Source organism: Mucilaginibacter sp. PAMB04168 (assembly GCF_039634365.2).
GTDB lineage: Bacteria > Bacteroidota > Bacteroidia > Sphingobacteriales > Sphingobacteriaceae > Mucilaginibacter.
Genome location: NZ_CP155079.2, coordinates 828,230 through 842,524 on the forward strand (window position 1 = coordinate 828,230; position 14,295 = coordinate 842,524).

Here is a 14,295-nt window from a genome sequence, read left to right on the forward strand (position 1 = left end):
AACAAGCAGCAAAGTTACGCAAAATCCATGTTTTATGAATAACCTGATATTTACAGCCAGTTCGTTTTACCCTATGCGGCGCATAGAGCTAAGAGTAATAAGGCACTAATCTCTGAGTAGCTTCTCCACTCTCATATGGCAAAATCTACATACTGAAGTGGACGAATGTTTACTGCTTGTAGGTTATGTGGCTGTGTACTATATTGCAGTATGTCTTTCCCTTTTTCTATAAGCTATAATAAGCACTTAAAGGCGGTTATCACCGCTGGCAATCAGCAGCAGTTGATGCAGTATATTCAAAAAAGAATACTGGAAGACAAGGCAGATAATATTGTGATTGGATACCATTCGGTTAGCTATAAAGGGTCAACTTCCAATCGGCGAGGATCCCTTTACCGAAGTGTAGATAGTGGATTATTTACTTTAATGAACAACGATGGTACGTGGTATCTAAACTATGAGATTTACACAAAAGCTTATTCAAAAGTACTACAATCGTATCCACTATAATGGGGGCATTCATGTGGATAGGTGGTGCACTTTGGTAGTTTGGAATAGTAGCCTTTCTGTGGCTTTTTGGCATAAATTGGATCATTATCCTATTTCGGCATGAAGATGTTGCTGCCCGGATTGCAATCGGGATTGATGTGGTGGCAGGCGCACAAGAGAGTGTAACTAATACGGATTGCCAGCAGAAAGATGAACGACTTAAAAGTTGGTTCTAACACAATATGTTTCTTAATATTGGAGGTTTATAACGAGTGTTAAGCACTTTTTAGTAAAGTTGTACCTTAGACGCTATTTACATGAATCTTCACCAAGTAAACACGATTGCACATAAGACACTTTGCGTTGCAGCCATTATATTCCTGATTGCTGTAGTGGTGGGATTTATCGCTATACACTTGTACCTAAGAGCTGCCATCGGTTTTGCATTCACGTTGCTTATTGCTTTTAGAGTAAAGAGACGAGTGTCATGTAAGACCTGGATTGTTACCGTCATGTTGATTGTAATTGGTGTAGCCTTAATAGATCTCGACCCTGTTGAAGTTTCGACTACTCACACTTCGTTTCAAGTATGAAGCAAGCATTCATATACAGCTTGAAAGTTTGGTTGCCTGCCCTTATAATAGCTCCACTAATTACCGTCTCAATCAACTGGTTTATTGCTTGGTATAACCCTATTAATTACTATAGAAGCTCAGGGTTTTGGGTAGATGTATACTTTAATTTTGTTGCAGGGGCAGCACTTATCCCGCTAGCTGCACTGTTTTGGCTTGCTACACTGGCCTTCGTTAAGACGCAGGCCAGAATATCGCTTATCAAACTGCAACTTACATTGGTTGCCACCATTTTATGTGTTGTCCCATTTGCCATATTTGGCAAGAACAATCAGTTATCGTTAGAAACTGTATTCAGTACTACATACTGGTTGCCTTCTTATCTAATGGTTGCAGTACCTTCCATTTGGATTTGTAAATTAGCTCGCTGACTATTCCTTGAAGACTATTAACTATAAACGATGGTTAATGTTCTGAATAGAGCATTTAAGTTTGGCTGTTTACCTACTCAAGTCGGACACCATCTCCTGAATCATGCTTTTCTCAAACCCTATTCCAACAAAAAAGCCCATATCGAACATTCGTAAATGCTTCGATATGAGCTTAATTTGGGTGGAGAATATCGGAGTCGAACCGATGACCTCTTGCATGCCATGCAAGCGCTCTAGCCAGCTGAGCTAATCCCCCGTTTGTGTGGGTGGGCAAAAGTAATAAAAAGTTACATTATGCCAAATTTGTATGATACAGTTTTTGATTTTTTTATCTGCTGCTGAATTAACTTACAAAAAGTTGGTAAAAAAGCAAGGCCTCCTGATGGGCAGGAGGCCTTTACTAACCAATTATAAACCTAAATTATGAGAAGACTTTTTTGTGTGTATCTTTTGAATACGGTGTAAAAGTAACACTTACTTTTCTAACTGCAAAATTTATTTTCAAAAAAATTGCAAATAATTTATTTCTTGTCTCATTATTTTGTCAACCTGTTATGTTTTCCATCTAAATGTTAATAAATGTTAAATTATTGATTTGTGCTGATTTGAATTAAGCAAATAGTATTGCCTAGATTACTTGTTTAAACAAATTTTATTCTCTTAATGCTCAAACAATCCAGATATCACGTTTTTTAGCTATTAACGGTATATTTTGCCGTTAATTTGTAACATGTCTGCTGTTTCATCAACTCATCATCAAAAGCTTACACCAATTGTCCTCTGGGTAATGACTTTGGCTACCGGTTTAGTAGTAGCCAACATCTATTATAACCAACCTTTACTAGGTGATATTGCGACTTCGTTCCACATCAGCAATGGCGAGGCCGGTCAATTGGCTATGTTTACACAAATAGGTTATGCTACCGGGTTATTGTTTATTATTCCTCTGGCAGATATGTTTAAGCGTAAGCGCTTAATGCTGGTTGACTTTGCCTTTGTAGTAGCATCGCTTTTATTAGCGGCAAGTGCACAGCAAGTATGGGTGCTGGCGTTAAGCAGCTTTTTTATTGGCTTAACTTCGGTGATACCACAAATATTGGTCGCTATGGGCGCGCATCTGGCTAACCCGCAGGAGCGTGGTAAAAAGATTGGCTTTATTATGAGCGGTTTGTTAATTGGCATCCTGCTTTCGCGTACGGTAAGTGGCTTTGTGGGCGAACACCTTGGCTGGCGGGCTATGTTTTACATCGCCGCCGGCCTGATGCTGGTTATGTGGCTTCTTATAGCGCTGGTAGTGCCCGAGGTAGAGCCCGACTATAAAGGCAGCTATAGCAGCTTAATGCAATCGTTGGTTTCCATCACCCGGCAGGAGCCTAAGCTCAGGCTTGCCGCGTTTAGGGGAGCTTTGTGTTTTGCCTGCTTTAGCGCTTTTTGGACAACCTTAGTATTCTTATTGCGTGAGCCACCGTTTAACCAGGGCAGCGCTGTGGCTGGCGCATTTGGCTTAATTGGCGCTTTTGGTGCATTGGCTGCTTCTTTTATAGGCAGGCTGAGTGATAAGGCCGATACCAACCGGCTCATTACTTATACTTTAATACTGGTGCTAGCTTCGTTCGTGCTCTTTGCTGTATTTAGCCATAGCCTGGCAGGGCTGGTTGTTGGTGTAATACTAATGGATATGGGTGTACAGGCTACACACATCTCTAACCAGGCCATTATTTTTTCGCTTAATGCCAACGCACGTAACCGTATCAATACGGTTTACATGGTCTCTTACTTCGTCGGCGGGTCGGCCGGTACTTTTCTGGCCGCTAAAATGTGGGGAAGTTACCATTGGACCGGCGTGTGCGCTATTGGTATAACACTGTCTGCAATTGCTCTAATTGTGCACCTGCTAAGTTTGTTAAAAAAGGACAGGTAGTTTCCATTCTATACAGTATCTGACTATTCTATACAACACTGTACTAATATTCGCTATTGAGTAAGGTGTCTTCTATTGCATTAATAAAGCTGGTTGGCGCAACTTTAGGCATTGATGATCAGCTTATTGAAATTATTTTAGCGAGTTTGGCCCACTTTGGCACCGTATTGGAATAAGAGTTATCAAATTCACTGATATGGTAATTGTTGATAATAGTAAGCCAGACGGTAACGAAGATCAGGAGTGGGAAAACCCGCAAAATCCTGAGAAACCATCTGATGCACGCGATGAAGAACAGGTACAGAGGCAGTATGAAGAGGCCAAAAGGCGTAAAGACAACCTGACCGAAAAAGATCACATAGACAAAGAAAAGAAGACTGATAATTAATTTTAAAACTATCAAAGCAATGAAAACTTACAGCAAACCATCTATAAGCAAATTAGTATCAAGTTTTGATACCGAATTAAAAAACCTGTTATTACAAGATTTAAGAGCTGTAAAAAGCGCCAAAAACCAATTGCTTGAAAGTATTGAACAAAGCATTAACGCTAAAAGCTTAGCTGCTTAAACAATATACTACCACACAACCTACATATACCTATGAAAAACAATACTCAACCACAAGCCACCAAATTGATGAGTCAATTTGATAATGAATTGAAAAAGTTACTAATGGCTGATTTAAAAGCATCTAAGCTAAAAAATCAGTTTGTTAGCAATCAGTTGCAGGTAAATACTGCTACAGCAGCTTAATCAGCACATCTACCATCTACCTATATATAACTTCTACAACATCACCTATGAAAAAGATAGAGCTCCGCATATGCCGGAGCTTTATTTGTTTTGGGTATATTTAATTATAAGTTCGGCTGTTTGGGCAGAGGCGCCTGGCTGCCCCATTAAGCCATCCAGTTTGTCATAATTAGCTTTTTGCTCATCAATATAACTGCCATTGTGCAGTAGGCGGTCAACCTCCAGGCTAAGATTTTCTACATTACAGTGTTCCTGAATAAGCTCCTTTACCACCAGCTTGTCCATTATAAGGTTAACAAGCGTAATAAATTTTATTTTTAGAAATTGCCGCCCGGCCCATATCAAAATAGGGTTAGCCTTATATACAGCTACCTGTGGTACATTAAATAAAGCAGTTTCGAGCACTGCCGTGCCCGACGCCACAATGGCTGCATGTGCATGGTGTAATATATCATAAGTGGCATTGAATAATACGGGGAGCTTTGAGCCAGCCATATATTGCTCATAATATTGGGGCTGAAAAGATGGCGCTCCTGCAACTACAAATTGGTAGTCGGGATATAGCTCCGCAACTTTTACCATCACGGGTAGTAACCGGCTTATTTCCTGTTTGCGGCTGCCGGGTAATAAGGCAACCAGCTTTTTAGCTTCTAATCTGTTTTTTACAAGAAACTGCTCGTCTGGCTTAAAAGCCGATACGGCATCCAGTAAGGGGTTGCCTACATAATCAACCTTCATGTTAAATTGCTTGTAAAAAGCAACTTCAAAGGGTAGGATGCAAAACAGGTGATCTACCACCTTTTTGATTTTATAAACCCTTTTTTGGTTCCATGCCCACACTTTGGGCGATATATAAAAGCAAACCCGTAAACCTGCAGATTTAGCAAAATCGGCTATCTTTAAGTTAAAGCCAGGAAAATCAATCAAAATAACTACATCAGGTTGCCATGCGGCAATGTCTTGTTTGCAAGCCCTCATGTTACGCAATATAGTACGCAGGTTGGCTGCTACCTCTACAAAGCCCATATACGCCATGGTTGAGTAGTGCTGTACCAGCGTGCCACCCCGTGCCTGCATCAGGTCACCGCCAAAGTAGCGAAAGTCAGCTTCCTTGTCTTGTTCCTTTAATGCTTTTATAAGGTTAGCACCATGCAAATCGCCGGAGGCTTCGCCGGCTACCAGGTAGTATTTCATGTTAACCTTATTTTAAAAACGAACAGAAATAATAACATACAGGCAAATGTTGCTATCATCACGCCACGGCCGGTTTCGTCGGCATTTTTTTTATAGCAAAGCCGGATGATAAGCAAGTTTATGCCGAGTGCAACCAGGTAGGGGATAGCTGGTTTATTAAGAATAATTACGTTGGGGTATAACTTGCTAAATAGCAGCCATGCCGTTAATGGCAATATTAATCCAAGCAGCAAGCCAATTAGAACAGAATTTTTACCAAGCATATCATCAAAAGTACAATAGTAAGCGATTTTTAATGTTATTTTTAAACACGTAATTAATTGAAATTAATTTAAAATGAAAAAACTGTTATTAATACTCACTTGCGCTGCAATAACCCTAACAGCTAACGCACAAAAATATGTACCGCAAATAAAAGCAGGTACGGTGCTGAATTACACAGCTAACGCCCGTGCCATGGGGCAAACCCTGCCTGCAATTTTAACCATAAGCGAACTAAATGCCCCTATGAGGATTAAGTGGGTCATTTCCGGCTTGGGCACAGGCATGTTCGAAATTTCTGCTAAGGCTATACAGAGCGGCAACAAAATGGCGCTTCGGGAACCTGGCTTTGACGCCGTAACCAAATTAAAGGATAACGAGACCCTGGCTTTCTTATCTAAAGATACTTTTAACAGTTTGCTCACTAACAAAGCTTTTGAACTGAACGGACAAACCTTTACAGTTACGGAAAGTGCAACTCCTTACGTTTTGGATGGGAAAGAAACTGACACGTTTTATGCGGTAACCAAAAACGGTAAAACAAAGTTGTGGATACTCAACAGCGCTGATTTTCCACTCATTTGTAAAATTGAAGGCGCCCCGCAGGGAATTGACTTGACCTTAAATAGTGTACAGTAACCAACGGCTAACAGCAGAAATTTAGTGCTTTGCGGCAGCTGTTGCAAATTTAGATAACAGTAAAACAATGATTTGGTAGATTTGTAGTATAGGGTGAGTTTGCAGCCTATACATACCTCCATACCTGCTTTATATCGTTTAAGTTCCGCTACCTGCTGTAAATGCCTTAATATACTTCAACCTTTTTAGCCCATGACAACAACGGCCGGCAGTACTTTCGAGCATATTTTTAACTTACTGAATGATTCGCAAACCTATTACCTCGTATTAGTTGATGACGAAGGCAATTACGCGCATTTTAACGAGTATTTTTTAGAAAAGTATCAGGCGTATTATAAAAATCCGGGAACCCGTTCGGCCCTTGCAGCTTTACATCCGGATGATCATGGTGTGGCTTACCAAACAAATATGATGTGCCGGCAGCACCCACATCAAAGTTTCCAGGTAACGTTACGAAAGTTGAACGGCAGAGGAGGTTATACCATTACCCAATGGGACTTTAAAGCCAATCTGACACTTGAAGGTAACATCAGCGGTATTATCGGAATGGGTTACGATATTACCGATTTCGAATCTCGACAGGATCATATTAAGTTTCTTACATCAACGCTTCGTGATGTGGCTTACAAGCAGTCTCATGTAATCAGGCGCCCGCTAGCCAACATAATGGGCCTGGTAGAAATACTGGAGGATAGCGAAATGGATGAAGGTGTTAAAGTTGTTGTGCAAATGTTAAAGCAAAGTTGCGTTGAACTGAGTGAGGAGTTTAACAGCTTCCTGATTAAAGGCAGTCAAGAAAAACCGCTTGGTTATGAGGAAGTAGAATAAGCCAGTAAAACTGTTACACTTCGATACGTATCAATCTAACACCCTGCAATCAAGCGCTATAATTTCCAGCTATTGATATAAGATATGGCGTGGTGTGCGGTCATATCAAACTGTACTGGTACTACAGACACAAAATTGTTTTCAAGCGCCCATACATCCGTATCCTCGCCCTGGTCATTTAACTGAAATTCGCCGGTAAGCCAATAATAAGGACGTTTGTGTGGGTCCATTCTTTCATCAAACTCCTCGGCCCACTTGCCCTGTGCCTGCCGGCAAACTTTAATTCCTTTTAATTCATTTCCTTTCGGAAAGTTTACATTAAGTAGTGTGCCTGCGGGGAGGCTGTTTGCCAGAACCTGTTCAGCAATCTTTTTAACATATTTGCTGCAGGGGCCAAAGTCGGCCTGCTGTGTATAGTCATCCAATGAAAAGCCAACAGATGGAATGCCCTCAATAGCGCCCTCAACCGCGGCCGACATGGTGCCTGAATAAAGCACGTTTATAGAGTTGTTTAAACCATGGTTAATACCCGAAACGCACAAATCTGGCTTGGTGCCTTTAAATACCCGGTTAACAGCTAGTTTAACACAATCAACCGGTGTGCCCGAGCATTTAAACATTTCTACACCTTCGTACAGGTCTACTGCATCTAATCGCAATGGTTTGCCGATAGTAATCGCATGCCCCATGCCCGATTGCGGGCTATCGGGCGCTACCACCACAACATGGCCCAACTCTTGCATGGTTTCAATCAAAACTTTAATACCAGGCGCAGTTATGCCATCATCGTTAACCACCAAAATTGTGGGCTTAGACTTTTTCATACCGCTAAGTTAGTTATTTTAAGCTCTATGCTTTACCAAGAGGTAATTTGGTTTTTAATGTTCACATAATCAGATGATTATATGTTAATGGAAAATTAATTTGCATTTAATGCAAATATTTTTGCTCAGGCCCGTATAAGTGGCAGAAAGCTATGCTTTTTGGCTCAATACAACTATGCTAATATTAAATATTTATTGAAAAGTTATATTTTTTGTGAAAATCATAAATAATTAAACTTTAAATTATAATTTGCTCCCTTTTATGAGACCCGTTTCTATACCTGCGTATATCAGTAACTTCTTTTACACTAAGCAAGATCCACTACAAGTGAAGCAGGCTTATCAAAAATTGTATAAGGGAACGCCTGATGTATCTGTAGTTATGCCGGCTTATAATGAGGAAAGCACTATTGTACAAACGCTGGCGTCGTTGTGTAGCAATGAAACCAAGTGGTCGGTTGAGATTGTAGTGGTAAACAATAACTCGCAGGATAAAACCGGAGAACTGGTAAAGGCCTGCGGCGTAAATTGTATACTCGAAACAACGCAGGGTATTACCCCCGCCCGTAATGCTGGCCTGGCTAAGGCAAGCGGCAAATATATACTGAATGCCGATGCCGACACCATTTACCCCAAATATTGGATAGAAGAGATGGTAAAACCATTGGCCGATAGCAGTAAACAGGTGGCTATTACATACGGCCGCTTTTCGTTTATACCGGTGGGTAGCACCAGTCGTTTTACTTATTTTTTTTATGAGTATTTTTCTGACTTTACCCGCTTATATAATACGCACTTTAAAAATGAAGCGGTAAATGTTTACGGGTTTAATTCGGGCTTCAGACGTGAGCAAGGGCTACAGGTGGACAGTTTTAACCACCCCCCAGGTACCAACGAAGATGGTTATCTGGCACTAAAATTGAAAAATAAGGGCTTCGGAGACATGTTTCGTGTTGATGAACCCCGGGCTATTGTATGGACAACAGATAGGCGCATACAAATAGATGGCGGCTTATGGAAAGCAACAGTAAAACGTTTTAAACGCGTATTTATTTCGTGACAATATTATTTGTAAGAACCTTTACCGTATAAATTACGTATCAGGTATACATATATAATGATACAGTATGATACCTGCGATTAACAACCTTTTAAGCACAACAAACACTACCAAATCCACACGTATGGGATTCTCCGACACTGGGCAAACTAAAATATTAATTATCGAAGATGATAATTATATGCAGCTTATACTCAGAAAGTTCTTAGGTAAAGCCTATGAGTTAGAAATTTGTCCTTCGGCATTAGAAGCACTTTCGTTTTTACAAAACGGCAATATCCCCGATTTGGTGATATCCGATTTAAATACACCCAACCTGAGCGGACTTGATTTTATTGCCCAGTTACACAGCAGCGATTTTTTTAAGTCTATACCCGTTATCATCGTATCGGGTGAGGATAGTTCAGAGGTAAGGGTGAGGTGCTTAAATACAGGCGCAGATGATTTTATTGTAAAACCTTTTAACCCGGCTGAGCTCGAAGCGCGTGTTAGAGCGATTTTAAGAAGAATAGGAAAGAGCGTGCAGAACTTATGAGTGTTGACACATTTACCCACAAACGGCAAATTATTGCATTGATTAATTTGAGCGACGAGCTCACCATGTCAATTAATCAATGTAACTTTCAGGATAGACAACTCATGCATTTTAAAAATGGCATGCAGATGTTCTCGGCCTGGCAGGAAGGTAAGCTAAATATTGCAGCAGTTATTTCGCAAGATGAGGTTTTAGCTTCATCGGGTATTACACTGTTAGAGACTTTAAAAAAGAATAACATGCGCGATGTGCCGTTCTTTTTAATTGTTAATCATTTTAACAGCAACCTGCGTAGCCTGGCGCTTAACGCCGGTGTAGCCGATGTTTTCAAGTTGCCGGTTTCTTACCAAAATATTGAAACAAGGGTAAATTTTTTGATTGACCACTGGAAAGGATTGCGCAACAATGTTGCCACCCGTACCGAAATTACTTATAAAGTGCCCGCAGGTAAAAGAGCGTTTGATATGTTCTTCTCTGGTTTGGCCCTTTTAATGTTATCGCCGTTCTTTTTGTTGGTTTATATACTAATTAAGCTCGAATCGAAAGGTCCGGCGTTTTATTACTCATTGCGTGTTGGTACGGGTTACCAGGTATTTAAATTTTACAAGTTCAGGTCGATGTATGTAAATGCCGACCGTCGCCTGAAGGATTTAAAACACCTGAACCAATATGACACCGATGCCGCCGCAAAAAAAGGTGACGAAGGCAAGCAGATCATAGAAAACACCTCGCACCTGTGCAGCGATTGCTTAAGCGCCGGCAGGTGTCAGTTCCCCATGTATGCGGATAAAGTGCACTGGTGTGAGCGTGAGTATATAGATAATAAAAAGACAAGTGCCGGGTCGGCCTTCTTTAAGATCAAGAACGATCCGCGTATTACCCGTATTGGAAACTTTATTCGTAACACCAGTATTGATGAGCTGCCGCAATTGTGGAACGTTTTTATCGGAGACATGAGCATTGTAGGCAACCGCCCGTTACCGCTGTACGAAGCAGAAAAGTTAACGACCGATAAGTACGCCCTTCGCTTTCATGCCCCCGCTGGAATAACCGGCTTATGGCAGGTAGAAAAGCGCGGTAAAGGCGATATGAGCGAAGAGGAACGCTTAATGCTGGATAACGTTTATGCCCAAAACCATAGCCTGCGCAGCGATGTGAAGCTTATACTCAAGACCATACCTGCACTTCTGCAAAAGGAAAGCGTATAGAAAAATATAGAAAATCAGGAATTAAGATGTATCAAAAAAAGCCATCCTCAAAAAAAGGGTGGCTTTTTTATTGTTAGCGCGGCTGATTGCTACGCTGCTTTATTAGTAAAAGCTAAGATTTAAGCTCCTAATATAAGTTCAGAGTAATGGGTTTGGTAAACAAAGGTTCGAAGCTGAACGCTTAAAAACTCAAAATAACCTATACTCGTACCCAGTCCTTTAACTCAAAATCATATTGTTTAATGATTTTGGCAGGGTTGCCTGCAGCTACCGAGAATGGGGGGATGCTTTTGGTGACTACAGCATTGGCAGCCACTACGCTGTGTTTGCCTACGGTTACGCCTGAGGTAATTACGGCATTAGCTGCAATCCAGCAGTCATCTTCAATTACAATGGGGGCGGTTAATATCTCTTGCGTGTGAATGGGTTTGTTTACGTCACGATACTCGTGGTTTAAGGCACTTACTACAATATTTTGCGCCATAATTACATTGTCGCCAATGTTAACGGGACCAATAATCACATTGCTCATGCCTATCAGGGTGTTGTTGCCAATCAGTACATCGCCTACACCGTTGTTAATAGTACAAAAGTCTTCAATGGTTGAGTTTTTGCCCAGCTCAAAACGGTTGAAAGGCATTACGTCTAACCGGGTGCGCCAGCGTATTTTTGAGCCCTGAGCCCGCTTATGCAGAAATGGGTTTACCAATATCTTTACCCAAAACCGCGGTGTTGCCTCACCCTTAGGTATAAGCATACGGTGCACCATTTTCTTTAAAGAAGGGTTGTTCTTAATCTGATCTGTAAGCGACATCGCTCGTTTTTACGTTATATAGCAGGATAAGTTCCTGTTTGTAGCAGCTAAATTTCGTATAAAGGTAATTTATTTTCGTTTAGATTTTTCCCAGGCTGCACTTTGTCCGCCGGCCATGTATCTGAAGATACCGCGTATCACTGCATAGTTCATCATGCAAAAGTAGTAGGGAATGAATAGTATCTTCACTTTTATCTCGCGGCGCTCCAGCAGCCACCCTGCCAAGGCCATCAGGTAAAAAGCTGCCTGGGCAAATAAAAGTAACTGATAAACTAAGCCTCCGCCTGCCGCAACAATGGCAATGTTAAGAAGCAAAGCCAGTATCATTAAAAAGGGTACCACCGTCCACCGTAATACGCGGTGGCTAATGTATTGGAACGATAACAATGGCTGGTTGAATGGGTTGAGTAAGCTCTTTAACCAAATGATAGATTGAATACCACCTGCAGCAATACGTATTTTACGCTTCAATTCTTCCTTAACATCGGCAGACGATGTTTCGGTTGCATAAGCTTCCGGTTCATAAAGTACCCGATAGCCTTCCTCGGCTACCAACAGCGATATCATAAAGTCATCTAAAATGGCATTAGGCGATACCGGTCTGTACAAGGCGGTGCGTATACTAAACAATTCGCCCGCTGCCCCAACTACCGAGTGTAGTTCGGCATCCCAGGCTTTCAACTTCGATTCATATTTCCAGTAAAATCCTTCACCGGCGGTAGCATCGGCAGTTGCATCTACCATTATACGCTTTTCGCCGGCAACAGCACCTACGCGGGCATCCGCATAGTGGCGGCAAATTTTGAGCAGGGCATCAGGGTTGAGATAGGTATTGGCATCAGTAAATACCACTACCTCGCTGGTAATTGTTTCCATAGCACGGTGTACAGCCGCTATTTTACCGCGCCGATCAGGCGAGTGCATTAATCTGATCTGCGGATATTCAGCCACCATTTCGGGTGTACGGTCGCTGGAACCATCGGTAATAAAGACAAAGTTCAGTTTACCGGCCGGGTAATCGAGTTCGAGCGTGTTTTTTATCTTTTCGGCAATAAAGCCTTCTTCATTATAAGCTGCAATAACCAGGCTGCAGGTTGGCATATTAGCCATATCAACCACCGGTATCACCGGGGTGCCGCGTAGCTTGCGCTTAATTTTAATAATTATAAAAAGTAATATCCCATAACCTGCAAAGGCATAAAAAACAATAAACAGGCTAAGCCAAAATAGTATTTCCATAAATTAATTAAGCCTGTAACCTAAATTGGTACTGTTTTTACTGTGCGTTAAATTCCACCAAATGGCTTTGATTAACAAGCCGGTAAAGCCTTTATAGCCTTTCCGAAGGTAGTTGATTATGTTACGTGGTGTAACCACCAGTATAAAGTAAATATAAAAAATGATAACCGCTAAAACCGAAGGTGCATTGCGCCTGATGAAGAGCATGCGGTTGCGGTTCATAAAATATTCTTTAAGTCCACTTATCTTACCTACCGAAACCGACTCTTTGTGGTAAATAAGCGCTCTTGGCTCGAGCCATATCTCGTACCCTGCACGTTTAATATGGTCATTCCAATCCATTTCTTCGTAATACAGAAAAAAGTTTTCGGCCATTAACCCGCCTTTAGCAATGGCTTCTTGCCTAATCATCATGGCCGCGCCGTGTATATAACCAGTAGGGCCCGTGTTGTGATCATACTGCCCTTTATCTACCTCAAACTGGCCTATGCATTTGTTGCGCATGGTGTAATAATTCATGGGGGTAAAGCCGGCATACTGAAGGGTGTCGGGCTGGTCAAAGTACCTTATCTTAGGCGATACCATGCCCACTTGCGGTTGGGTATCTAATATATTTACCAGGGCCTGTGTTAAACCGGGCGTAAACTCGGTATCATTGTTCACCAAAAATAAATAATCGCCTTTAGCGGCTTTAATGCCCAGGTTGTTGCCGCCGGCAAAACCCAAATTAGTTTCAGACCGTATAAAGGTTATATCGGGGTAGCGTGTTTGCCAGGCTGGCACCGGGTTATCTTTACTGGCGTTGTCAACAACAATCAGTTCAATAGCCTGGTAAGCATTTGTGGCGGCTATGGAAGCCAGCAATTGCTCGGTAATGAAACTTTGATTGTAATTAACCGTAATGATAGAAACTAATTTCATTGTATAAGTTTACGGTTTAGGGCCATAAAAGTTTGTGATGAATTTATTACTTTGATTTGAGTAAGCACGAAGATATAAAAAAAGAAGTGGCGCAGTTGCAGCAGGTTACCAATAAGCAAACCGCTATTGATGACAAGCTGGAAGAGCTGGTAAACTTGCTGGCTGAAAGCGAGATTGACAGCGAAAAGGTAAAGCAAATCAGGACGCGGGTAAACCAAGCGCTTGATGATGCCGGATCTTACCGCGACCAGCTCGATGCATTTAAGCAAATAGATGTGCATGACACTGCTAACCGTGCCGACTTGCTCGACGAGTTTAGCGTACTGCTGGCCAGCCATCAGGTTGACAGCAACATGTCTAAAAAATATCTACGTGGCGAGCGTGTCTCGCGTTTTTTTCTCATCCTTATTAGTCTTGTACTCATAATGCTGGGCTTTGCTATGATCATTATGCCGGCACCGCCTTATTTCGAAATGTTCACCATCTTTTATTTCAATCCGCAGGATGGGGTAACTTTAATGGATGTTATATCTTTGCTCATTATACTTACCGGCAGTTATTTGTTGGTAAAATCAGTATACAAACAATTAAGCACCGATAAATAA

General features: G+C 41.5%; 18 protein-coding genes and 1 tRNA gene. 12 read left to right on the forward strand and 7 right to left on the reverse strand.

Features of this window, described 5'->3' with window-relative positions; genetic code table 11:
• Positions 1–210: 210 nt before the first annotated feature.
• Together ABDD94_RS03530 and ABDD94_RS03535 are read left to right on the forward strand one after the other, a co-directional pair.
• On the forward strand, positions 211–510 hold the full coding sequence (locus tag ABDD94_RS03530) for a hypothetical protein (protein ID WP_345954713.1): 300 nt from the start codon (positions 211–213) through the stop codon (positions 508–510).
• Positions 511–1,078: 568 nt separating this feature from the next.
• Positions 1,079–1,492: a hypothetical protein gene (locus tag ABDD94_RS03535; protein WP_345954714.1), complete on the forward strand. Its 414-nt coding sequence runs from the start codon at positions 1,079–1,081 to the stop codon at positions 1,490–1,492.
• 182 nt (positions 1,493–1,674) lie between these two features.
• Here ABDD94_RS03535 and ABDD94_RS03540 read toward each other — a convergent pair.
• Positions 1,675–1,748: transfer RNA gene (locus ABDD94_RS03540), tRNA-Ala, on the reverse strand.
• A gap of 474 nt (positions 1,749–2,222) precedes the next feature.
• Between ABDD94_RS03540 and ABDD94_RS03545 the strand changes: the two genes are divergently transcribed.
• The 4 genes from ABDD94_RS03545 to ABDD94_RS03560 all read left to right on the forward strand — a co-directional run bounded on the left by ABDD94_RS03545 (position 2,223) and on the right by ABDD94_RS03560 (position 4,167).
• Entirely contained in the window at positions 2,223–3,413 is a 1,191-nt protein-coding gene (locus tag ABDD94_RS03545; protein WP_345954715.1) for an MFS transporter, read from the forward strand.
• Between the two features lie 196 nt (positions 3,414–3,609).
• On the forward strand, positions 3,610–3,801 hold the full coding sequence (locus ABDD94_RS03550; RefSeq protein ID WP_345949091.1) for a hypothetical protein: 192 nt from the start codon (positions 3,610–3,612) through the stop codon (positions 3,799–3,801).
• A 19-nt stretch (positions 3,802–3,820) separates the two neighbouring features.
• Complete coding sequence (locus ABDD94_RS03555) at positions 3,821–3,982, forward strand: hypothetical protein (RefSeq protein WP_345954716.1); 162 nt, start codon at positions 3,821–3,823, stop codon at positions 3,980–3,982.
• Positions 3,983–4,014: 32 nt separating this feature from the next.
• Positions 4,015–4,167 (forward strand): hypothetical protein, encoded by a 153-nt coding sequence (locus tag ABDD94_RS03560; RefSeq protein ID WP_345949089.1) that lies wholly within the window; start codon positions 4,015–4,017, stop codon positions 4,165–4,167.
• An 81-nt stretch (positions 4,168–4,248) separates the two neighbouring features.
• Here ABDD94_RS03560 and lpxB read toward each other — a convergent pair whose 3' ends face one another.
• Both lpxB and ABDD94_RS03570 read right to left on the reverse strand, forming a co-directional pair.
• A complete protein-coding gene (lpxB, locus tag ABDD94_RS03565; protein ID WP_345954717.1) occupies positions 4,249–5,361 on the reverse strand; it encodes a lipid-A-disaccharide synthase in 1,113 nt (370 codons plus the stop codon).
• The gene (locus ABDD94_RS03570; protein WP_345954718.1) at positions 5,358–5,624 is read right to left on the reverse strand and encodes a hypothetical protein; all 267 of its coding nucleotides are present in this window, start codon (positions 5,622–5,624) and stop codon (positions 5,358–5,360) included. The genes lpxB and ABDD94_RS03570 overlap by 4 nt, the downstream gene beginning before the upstream one ends.
• Before the next feature lie 73 nt (positions 5,625–5,697).
• Here ABDD94_RS03570 and ABDD94_RS03575 point away from each other — a divergent pair, with 73 nt between their 5' ends.
• Positions 5,698–6,261 carry a hypothetical protein gene (locus tag ABDD94_RS03575; RefSeq protein ID WP_345949087.1) on the forward strand — a complete coding sequence of 188 codons (564 nt, stop codon included), beginning with the start codon at positions 5,698–5,700 and terminating at the stop codon, positions 6,259–6,261.
• A gap of 192 nt (positions 6,262–6,453) precedes the next feature.
• The gene (locus ABDD94_RS03580) at positions 6,454–7,089 is read left to right on the forward strand and encodes a hypothetical protein (protein ID WP_345954719.1); all 636 of its coding nucleotides are present in this window, start codon (positions 6,454–6,456) and stop codon (positions 7,087–7,089) included.
• A 56-nt stretch (positions 7,090–7,145) separates the two neighbouring features.
• Here the strand turns inward: ABDD94_RS03580 and surE are convergent, their stop codons facing one another.
• Positions 7,146–7,913 carry a 5'/3'-nucleotidase SurE gene (gene surE, locus ABDD94_RS03585; RefSeq protein ID WP_345954720.1) on the reverse strand — a complete coding sequence of 256 codons (768 nt, stop codon included), beginning with the start codon at positions 7,911–7,913 and terminating at the stop codon, positions 7,146–7,148.
• A gap of 262 nt (positions 7,914–8,175) precedes the next feature.
• Between surE and ABDD94_RS03590 the strand changes: the two genes are divergently transcribed.
• The 3 genes from ABDD94_RS03590 (at position 8,176) to ABDD94_RS03600 (ending at position 10,716) form a co-directional block, all read left to right on the forward strand.
• A complete protein-coding gene (locus ABDD94_RS03590) occupies positions 8,176–8,973 on the forward strand; it encodes a glycosyltransferase family 2 protein (RefSeq protein WP_345954721.1) in 798 nt (265 codons plus the stop codon).
• Positions 8,974–9,097: 124 nt separating this feature from the next.
• A complete protein-coding gene (locus ABDD94_RS03595) occupies positions 9,098–9,508 on the forward strand; it encodes a response regulator transcription factor (RefSeq protein ID WP_345949083.1) in 411 nt (136 codons plus the stop codon).
• 104 nt (positions 9,509–9,612) lie between these two features.
• Positions 9,613–10,716 (forward strand): sugar transferase, encoded by a 1,104-nt coding sequence (locus tag ABDD94_RS03600; protein WP_345954722.1) that lies wholly within the window; start codon positions 9,613–9,615, stop codon positions 10,714–10,716.
• 199 nt (positions 10,717–10,915) lie between these two features.
• Here the strand turns inward: ABDD94_RS03600 and ABDD94_RS03605 are convergent, their stop codons facing one another.
• The 3 genes from ABDD94_RS03605 to ABDD94_RS03615 form a co-directional block, all read right to left on the reverse strand.
• Positions 10,916–11,530: an acyltransferase gene (locus tag ABDD94_RS03605; RefSeq protein ID WP_345949081.1), complete on the reverse strand. Its 615-nt coding sequence runs from the start codon at positions 11,528–11,530 to the stop codon at positions 10,916–10,918.
• A 69-nt stretch (positions 11,531–11,599) separates the two neighbouring features.
• The gene (locus ABDD94_RS03610) at positions 11,600–12,769 is read right to left on the reverse strand and encodes a glycosyltransferase family 2 protein (RefSeq protein ID WP_345954723.1); all 1,170 of its coding nucleotides are present in this window, start codon (positions 12,767–12,769) and stop codon (positions 11,600–11,602) included.
• Between the two features lie 3 nt (positions 12,770–12,772).
• Complete coding sequence (locus tag ABDD94_RS03615; RefSeq protein ID WP_345954724.1) at positions 12,773–13,690, reverse strand: glycosyltransferase family 2 protein; 918 nt, start codon at positions 13,688–13,690, stop codon at positions 12,773–12,775.
• Between the two features lie 56 nt (positions 13,691–13,746).
• Here ABDD94_RS03615 and ABDD94_RS03620 point away from each other — a divergent pair, with 56 nt between their 5' ends.
• Complete coding sequence (locus ABDD94_RS03620; RefSeq protein WP_345949078.1) at positions 13,747–14,295, forward strand: hypothetical protein; 549 nt, start codon at positions 13,747–13,749, stop codon at positions 14,293–14,295.

Excerpts from the sequence above, each read along its gene's own strand:
- ABDD94_RS03530 (WP_345954713.1), top strand. The coding sequence starts at position 211 with ATGTCTTTCCCTTTTTCTATAAGCTATAATAAGCACTTAAAGGCGGTT.
- ABDD94_RS03535 (WP_345954714.1), top strand. The coding sequence starts at position 1,079 with ATGAAGCAAGCATTCATATACAGCTTGAAAGTTTGGTTGCCTGCCCTT.
- ABDD94_RS03545 (WP_345954715.1), top strand. The coding sequence starts at position 2,223 with ATGTCTGCTGTTTCATCAACTCATCATCAAAAGCTTACACCAATTGTC.
- ABDD94_RS03550 (WP_345949091.1), top strand. The coding sequence starts at position 3,610 with ATGGTAATTGTTGATAATAGTAAGCCAGACGGTAACGAAGATCAGGAG.
- ABDD94_RS03555 (WP_345954716.1), top strand. The coding sequence starts at position 3,821 with ATGAAAACTTACAGCAAACCATCTATAAGCAAATTAGTATCAAGTTTT.
- ABDD94_RS03560 (WP_345949089.1), top strand. The coding sequence starts at position 4,015 with ATGAAAAACAATACTCAACCACAAGCCACCAAATTGATGAGTCAATTT.
- lpxB (WP_345954717.1), bottom strand. The coding sequence starts at position 5,361 with ATGAAATACTACCTGGTAGCCGGCGAAGCCTCCGGCGATTTGCATGGT.
- ABDD94_RS03570 (WP_345954718.1), bottom strand. The coding sequence starts at position 5,624 with ATGCTTGGTAAAAATTCTGTTCTAATTGGCTTGCTGCTTGGATTAATA.
- ABDD94_RS03575 (WP_345949087.1), top strand. The coding sequence starts at position 5,698 with ATGAAAAAACTGTTATTAATACTCACTTGCGCTGCAATAACCCTAACA.
- ABDD94_RS03580 (WP_345954719.1), top strand. The coding sequence starts at position 6,454 with ATGACAACAACGGCCGGCAGTACTTTCGAGCATATTTTTAACTTACTG.
- surE (WP_345954720.1), bottom strand. The coding sequence starts at position 7,913 with ATGAAAAAGTCTAAGCCCACAATTTTGGTGGTTAACGATGATGGCATA.
- ABDD94_RS03590 (WP_345954721.1), top strand. The coding sequence starts at position 8,176 with ATGAGACCCGTTTCTATACCTGCGTATATCAGTAACTTCTTTTACACT.
- ABDD94_RS03595 (WP_345949083.1), top strand. The coding sequence starts at position 9,098 with ATGGGATTCTCCGACACTGGGCAAACTAAAATATTAATTATCGAAGAT.
- ABDD94_RS03600 (WP_345954722.1), top strand. The coding sequence starts at position 9,613 with ATGCATTTTAAAAATGGCATGCAGATGTTCTCGGCCTGGCAGGAAGGT.
- ABDD94_RS03605 (WP_345949081.1), bottom strand. The coding sequence starts at position 11,530 with ATGTCGCTTACAGATCAGATTAAGAACAACCCTTCTTTAAAGAAAATG.
- ABDD94_RS03610 (WP_345954723.1), bottom strand. The coding sequence starts at position 12,769 with ATGGAAATACTATTTTGGCTTAGCCTGTTTATTGTTTTTTATGCCTTT.
- ABDD94_RS03615 (WP_345954724.1), bottom strand. The coding sequence starts at position 13,690 with ATGAAATTAGTTTCTATCATTACGGTTAATTACAATCAAAGTTTCATT.